This window comes from Dialister sp. CAG:357, from assembly GCF_000435155.1.
Lineage (GTDB): Bacteria > Bacillota > Negativicutes > Veillonellales > Dialisteraceae > Dialister > Dialister hominis.
In genome coordinates, this window is record NZ_FR896366.1 from 1 (window position 1) to 6272 (window position 6272).

The 6272-nt window shown below is 49.5% G+C and carries 5 protein-coding genes; 1 reads left to right on the forward strand and 4 read right to left on the reverse strand.

Annotated elements, in window-relative coordinates:
- Positions 1-206 precede the first annotated feature (206 nt).
- The 4 genes from M3200_RS01160 to M3200_RS01175 all read right to left on the reverse strand — a co-directional run bounded on the left by M3200_RS01160 (position 207) and on the right by M3200_RS01175 (position 4757).
- Complete coding sequence (locus tag M3200_RS01160; protein WP_022381707.1) at positions 207-845, reverse strand: histidine phosphatase family protein; 639 nt, start codon at positions 843-845, stop codon at positions 207-209.
- A 27-nt stretch (positions 846-872) separates the two neighbouring features.
- Positions 873-2462: a phosphoglycerate dehydrogenase gene (gene serA, locus M3200_RS01165; RefSeq protein ID WP_022381708.1), complete on the reverse strand. Its 1590-nt coding sequence runs from the start codon at positions 2460-2462 to the stop codon at positions 873-875.
- Positions 2463-2502: 40 nt separating this feature from the next.
- Positions 2503-3573, reverse strand: a complete 1071-nt coding sequence (gene serC / locus M3200_RS01170; protein ID WP_022381709.1) for a 3-phosphoserine/phosphohydroxythreonine transaminase — start codon at positions 3571-3573, stop codon at positions 2503-2505.
- A 476-nt stretch (positions 3574-4049) separates the two neighbouring features.
- A complete protein-coding gene (locus tag M3200_RS01175) occupies positions 4050-4757 on the reverse strand; it encodes a hypothetical protein (RefSeq protein WP_022381710.1) in 708 nt (235 codons plus the stop codon).
- 234 nt (positions 4758-4991) lie between these two features.
- On the opposite strand from M3200_RS01175, the gene larAH6 reads away from it, so the two are divergent.
- Positions 4992-6239: a nickel-dependent malate racemase, LarAH6 family gene (gene larAH6 / locus M3200_RS01180; RefSeq protein WP_022381711.1), complete on the forward strand. Its 1248-nt coding sequence runs from the start codon at positions 4992-4994 to the stop codon at positions 6237-6239.
- Positions 6240-6272: the final 33 nt, after the last annotated feature.

Below are 6272 nucleotides of genomic sequence, written 5' to 3' on the forward strand. Positions count from 1 at the left end.
TATTATTCTGTCTTTCTTGTTGAATCATACCAAGCTGGCGCCGGAGGCGACTGAAACATCATTTCCTTCGAGTGCAACGAGGTTTTGAGGTTTTCAGATAACACAAATATATAAATGTGTTGGATAATCTTCTAATTGAATATATCAGCACAAAAGGAGCTGTAGCAAAATGATTGGACATTTTGTCACAGCTCCTTTTCATTTCCTTATAATCCTTTTTGCTCCATTCCGCTGATGAGGTAGCCCAGGTGCGGTGTGGAATTCATCGTGACAAGCCTCCAGATGCCCTTGTCATATTCGAGGACGTTGATGCAGGCATTGTCCTGCTTGATCTGCCAGAAGCGGCCGATGCCCATGCCGAAGAGGTCGCAGATGATGACCTTATTTACTGCATCGTGCGCTGCGACGAGGACGGTTTTCCCGTCATACTTTTCTGCATATTCGTCAAAAGCAGCGCGGACACGTTTCCTGACATCTTCCAGGCATTCGCCTTCCGGCATCTGTACTTTTTCCGGATGGGTATGCCAGAGATAGAAGGATTCCGGATACCTGGCTTCGATCTCATCGGCATGGATGCCTTCCCAAAGACCGTGACTGATTTCTGTCAGCCTTTCGTCCTTTTCTACGACAAGGCCATGCTTCTCAGCCGCCATCCGGCATGTTTCATAGGAACGGGAGAGGGGACTGGAAATAGCACGGTCGATGTGGATGTTCTTCAGTCCTTCTGCGCAAGCCATGCCCTGACGGATGCCTCTTTCGGAAAGCGGGGTATCTTCCTGGCCCTGATAGCGGCCTTCCGTATTCCATGTGGTTTCCCCGTGGCGGATCAGAATAATTCGTACCATGATGGCTCCTTTTTCTTAATTTCTGGATTAATGTTCGCAGTGGATGACTTTGACGTCCTTGATCCCTTCGATATTCATGAGGGACGGGAGGACAGCGGTTGGGATATCCTTGTCGACAGCGACTGCCATGACGTTGATGCCCTTGTCATTGGAAGCTCCGACCTGCATGCCGTTGATGTTGATGCCGGCAGCGCCGAGAACGCCAGCTACCTGACCGATCATGCCCGGCTTGTCTTCATGCGGAGCGATGATGATGCAGCCTTTTGGCTCGAAGTCGACTCTGAAATGATCGAGGGAAACAATCTTGGCTTCTTTTCTGTCAAAGAGGGAGCCGGTGATTCTGTGGGTTCCTTTGTCTGTGTCGATGGTGAGGGAAATCGTGTTGGTGAAGTAATGGCCCTTTCTGGCCTTGACTTCGCGGACTTCCATGTGGCGCTCTTCTGCAATGCCTCTTGCATTGACGAAGTTGACCGTCTGCTGGAGGACCGGAGCAAGGAGACCCTTTAAGACAGCGGTCGTAAGAGGTGCTGTTTCTGTTTCAGCCAGTTCGCCGGTATATTCGACATTGACGCCGGAAATCCTGCCGCCGGCCAGGTCGATGCCGATGTTGCCCATTCTTTCGCAGAGGTCGAAGTATGGCTGGATGACATTGAGTGTTGCTTTTGTAATCGGGGAAGCATTGACAGCGGTTGCAACCGGTTCACCATGGAGAGCCTGCGCTACACCGATGGCAACATCAGTGGCAACGCCTGCCTGCGCTTCTTTTGTGGATGCGCCAAGGTGAGGGGTGAGAGCGACATTGGTCAGACCGAGGAACGGGTTTTCTTCCGGCTTCAGCGGTTCGTGCGGCCATACGTCAATACCGGCTCCGGCGACTTTTCCATTCTTCAGTGCCTCGGCGAGCGCTTCGATATCGACGACTGCACCGCGGGATGCATTGACGATGCGGACGCCGTCTTTCATCTTTGCAATGGCTTCTTTATCAATCATACCGCGTGTCTCATCTGTAAGCGGTGTGTGGAGGGTGATGTAGTCAGATTCACGGAGAAGTGTATCCAGATCGGTCAGTTCCACGCCGAGCTGCTGGCCTCTTTCCAGCGGGATATAAGGATCATAGCCGATGGTCTTCATGTTGAAAGCCTGCAGACGTTTAGCCACATTGGAACCTACGCGGCCGACGCCGATGATGCCGACGGTCTTGTTCAGAAGCTGGATGCCTGTGAAGCTCTTTCTGTCCCAGCGGCCTTCCATGATGGACTGGTGTGCCTGCGGAATGTGGCGCGTCATGGAGAGCATCAGAGCAATTGTGTGCTCGCAGGCTGCAATCGTATTGGATTCAGGCGTATTGACGACAGTGATGCCTTTCTTGGTAGCTTCGGGAATATCGATGCCGTCGATACCGACACCGGCTCTGCCGATAACCTTCAGGTTCACAGCCGCATCAATGACCTTCTTGGTGACGCGTGTCTGGCTTCTTGTAATGATGGCATCATAGTCAGCAATGACTTTGCAGAGCTCATCTTCTTCCATATTCGGCTGGATATCTACAATAAATTCCTTTTCAAGGATTTCCTTGGCTTCTTTGGCAACGTCGGCGGTGATGAAAATTCTGTACATGATGATTCCTCCTTGGGGGTAATGGTTTCAGGTATGATGATTAACCGTTGGTTCTTTTGTATTCTTTCATGAAATCGGCAAGCGCTTTTGCGGCTTCCGGCGTGACTGCGTTGTAGAGGGAGATGCGGAGGCCTCCTACAAGACGGTGGCCTTTGACGCCGATGAAGTCATTCTTCTTGGCTTTCTCGACGAAATCCTTTTCCAGTTCCGGCGTCGCGAGGTTGAAGGTAACGTTCATCATGCTTCTGTCCTTCACATCAGCGTGGCCTTTGTAGAAACCGCCGCTCTGGTCGATGGTGTCATAAATAAGTCCGGCTTTTACCTTATTTCTTTCTTCAATCGCTTTGAGCCCGCCCATATTCCAGATCCAGTGAAGCATCCGGTTCAGCGTGTAAATGCAGAAGACAGGCGGCGTGTTGTATGTGGAATCATTCTTGACGAAAGTCTGGTACTGGAGGTATTCAGGAATATCCGTCCTTGCTTTTTCAAGAAGGCCTTTTCTGATTACTGCAAATGCGGCTCCGGCTGCGCCCAAATTCTTCTGGATCCCGGCCCAGATCATGTCGAACTGGTTGAAATCGATTTCTCTGGAAAGAATGTCAGAGGACATATCGCAGATGAGGGGGACATCAACCTTTGGGAAGTCCTTGTATTCCGTGCCGTAAATCGTATTGTTGGCGCAGATGTAAAGGTAATTCGTATCGGGACGGATATCGTAGGTGTCCGGGATATAGGCGTAATTTCTGTCCTTGGCTGTATTGGCATCGTACGTTTCACCGAAGAAAGCGGCCGTGTTTCTTGCCTTGTGCGCCCAGACGCCGGTATCGGCATAGGCGCCTCTTGTGTGAAGGAAATTGCAGCCTGTCATCAGGAACTGCATTGTGCCGCCGCCCTGCATGAAGACGATTTCATAATCATCATCCAGTTTCATCATCTGGCGAAGGTATGCTTTCGTTTCATCGAGCATATCCTGGAAAACGGGGGAGCGGTGGCTGATTTCCGTGATGCCCATTCCGGTTCCGCGGAAATCGGTCAGATCATTTTTCATTTCTTCGAGCACTTCGATCGGCATGGGGGAAGGGCCTGCGTTAAAGTTAAATACACGTTTCATTTGTATCCTCCTGAAAACACAAAAAGAGAAGACGTCCCATGGGACGAGCTTCTCTTATTCTCGCGGTGCCACCCAATTTAGCCGCTGCCAATCTGTTGTATCCATAAAAAAACGCTCTTCATCCACTTAAGGGACGAGAGCACCCGCGATACCACCCAAATTGCCTTACGGCCATCTTTAGTCAGCTGTAACGGGCATGTCCCGGAAGACTCATCGTCTTCACCTCCGAAGCGGAAAGATAATAATGCTTTAACGGTTCACACCAGCCACCGTCTCTCTGAAAAGGTTTTATTATCCCTTCTTCATCATCGCTTGTTTCTTATGACTGGATTATAGACCGTCATTTGATCGTTTGTCAAGCCATCAAATAAGAAAAAATGATACATCTGCTTTAAGAGATATATGCTGATTCAGGAGAAAATACGGATAAGCTTACAAAAAAAGACGGCCGGTGCCGTCTTTAAAATATACTCCTGTCAATTGATTTCGCTCTTCAGGTTCTTGAAGAAACATTCAACGATCCGGGTGAAAAGTCCGTTGAAATTGCTGTCGTCCAATCTGTCACGGGCATCTTCGCTGGTGAAAACAAGAGCGCCGGTCTTCATGCTGTAAACATCGAAGCGGACGGTCAGGTACATCGTCACGTATTGTTTCTCCGGAATCTGTTCCGGGAAAGGAATCTTATGAACGACATCCTTGTAACCATTCTTGTCACGGACTGTTTCGTGGATTTCCTTGGTCGTCCATTCCGTATGGGCAGGAACCACGCTGACGAGCTTCTCACAGCGGGTGACCGTCGGAACGGCATAGAGATCCGCTTTGGCGTCAACGGCTGCCTGAGGGATGCGGACAGCTGAAGTGGAAACTTCATCAGAAGGCGCTGCAGCAGATGCATCATCCGTGCTGTTTCCCGGGAGAACCGCTATGGCTCCCTGAAGAGGCGCTGTAATGATTTTCAGCCCTTTGACTTCTGCAGCTTTCTGGTTGAAAATGACCTGGAAGGAACGGCCTTCCGGCGCCATCTTTTCGGACAGAACATCGGTATTGACGACAGAGGTGTATATCGTATGATCAGCTTTGAAGGAATGTGTGGGGTCAGTCCATTTTGCATAATCCGCATTGGCCGTGAGAGACATGAGTGTCAAAGCGGATACCAGCAGGGGAATCCAAAGTTTTTTCTTCATAAGTGGGGCGGACCGGATTGCAGATGGGAAATCGGTCTGCAGCCTCCTTTCTCTAAAAAAGAAATGATTGAATTGGGCCGCTCTCGCAAATAAACTACATTTTCATCATTATATCATGAAACAATGAAATTATTATATTTTACGAAATCCTTTTCCAGAGAATTTTCGCCGAAATATAGTATAATGTAAATATAGAAGTTTTTGTGTATGAGTCTCTCGAAGGGAGATCGAAAAATGGAATTTAAAATTAAATACTTCAAGGATTACGTACCATTTCATGTGGGTGATGAACATCATCCCATCGAATTGAATCCAAGAGAATGTCCGGCTGTAGAGTCCGAGGAAGCTGAAGTCAGAAGAGCATTGGAAAATCCGATTGACTCTCCGAAGCTTCGTGAAATTGTTCATCCGGGTGAAAAGATTGTCATCGTGACAAGCGACGTAACACGCCCGATGCCGTCCTGGGTCGTCGTGCCATGCGTCCTGGACGAACTGGAAAAAGCAGGCGTCGAAGACAAGGATGTCACTGTTGTTTTCGGACTTGGCTCTCACAGAAAGCAGACCGAGGAAGAAATGAAACGCCTTGTTGGCGAAGATGTGTACAACCGCGTCAAATGCATTGACAGTGATCCCGATGATGTGGAACACATGGGATACTGCAAGAACGGAACTCCGGTCGATATCTTCAGGACAGTCGCTGATGCAGACCGCCGCATCCTTCTTGGCAATGTCGAATACCATTACTTTGCGGGCTACAGCGGTGGCATGAAAGCTATCATGCCAGGCGTATCCTCCAGAGCTGCCATTCAGGCAAACCACAAGAACATGATCAGCCCGGATTCCTATGCAGGGCATCTCGAGGGAAATCCGGTCCGTGATGATATCGAAGAAGTCTATGACTTCTGCCCAGTTGATTTCATCGTAAACGTAGCCCTTGATGATCATAAGAAAATCGCCTTTGCAGCTGCAGGCCATCATGTTACAGCACACCGCGAAGCATGCAAATTCCTCGACAGCATCTACAAGATCAAAATCGATAAGCCGGCTGATGTCGTCATCGTTTCCACCGGCGGCTACCCGAAGGATATCAACCTGTATCAGGCCCAGAAATCCATCGACAACGTCAAGCACGCAGTCCGCGAAGGCGGCATCATGGTTCTCGCCGCTTCCTGCAAAGAAGGATACGGCAGCGACGTATTCGGACGCTGGATCCAGCAGTATGATACACCGGACGAAAGAATCGCAGCCATTCACGAACACTTCGAACTCGGCGGCCACAAATCCGCGGCTCTTGCCCTGGTACAGAAGAAATGCGATATTTACATGGTGACTGACATGGATGATGCTATGGTAACAAAAGCCAATATGACACCATTCCACGATCTGCAGGAAGCTGTCGATGCAGCACTGAACCGCATGGGCAAAGACTGCAGCGTCTACGTCGTACCGATTGGCGGATCCACACTTCCTATGGAAGACTAAAAACTGATAGTGAATAAAAAGAGGCAGGCGCCG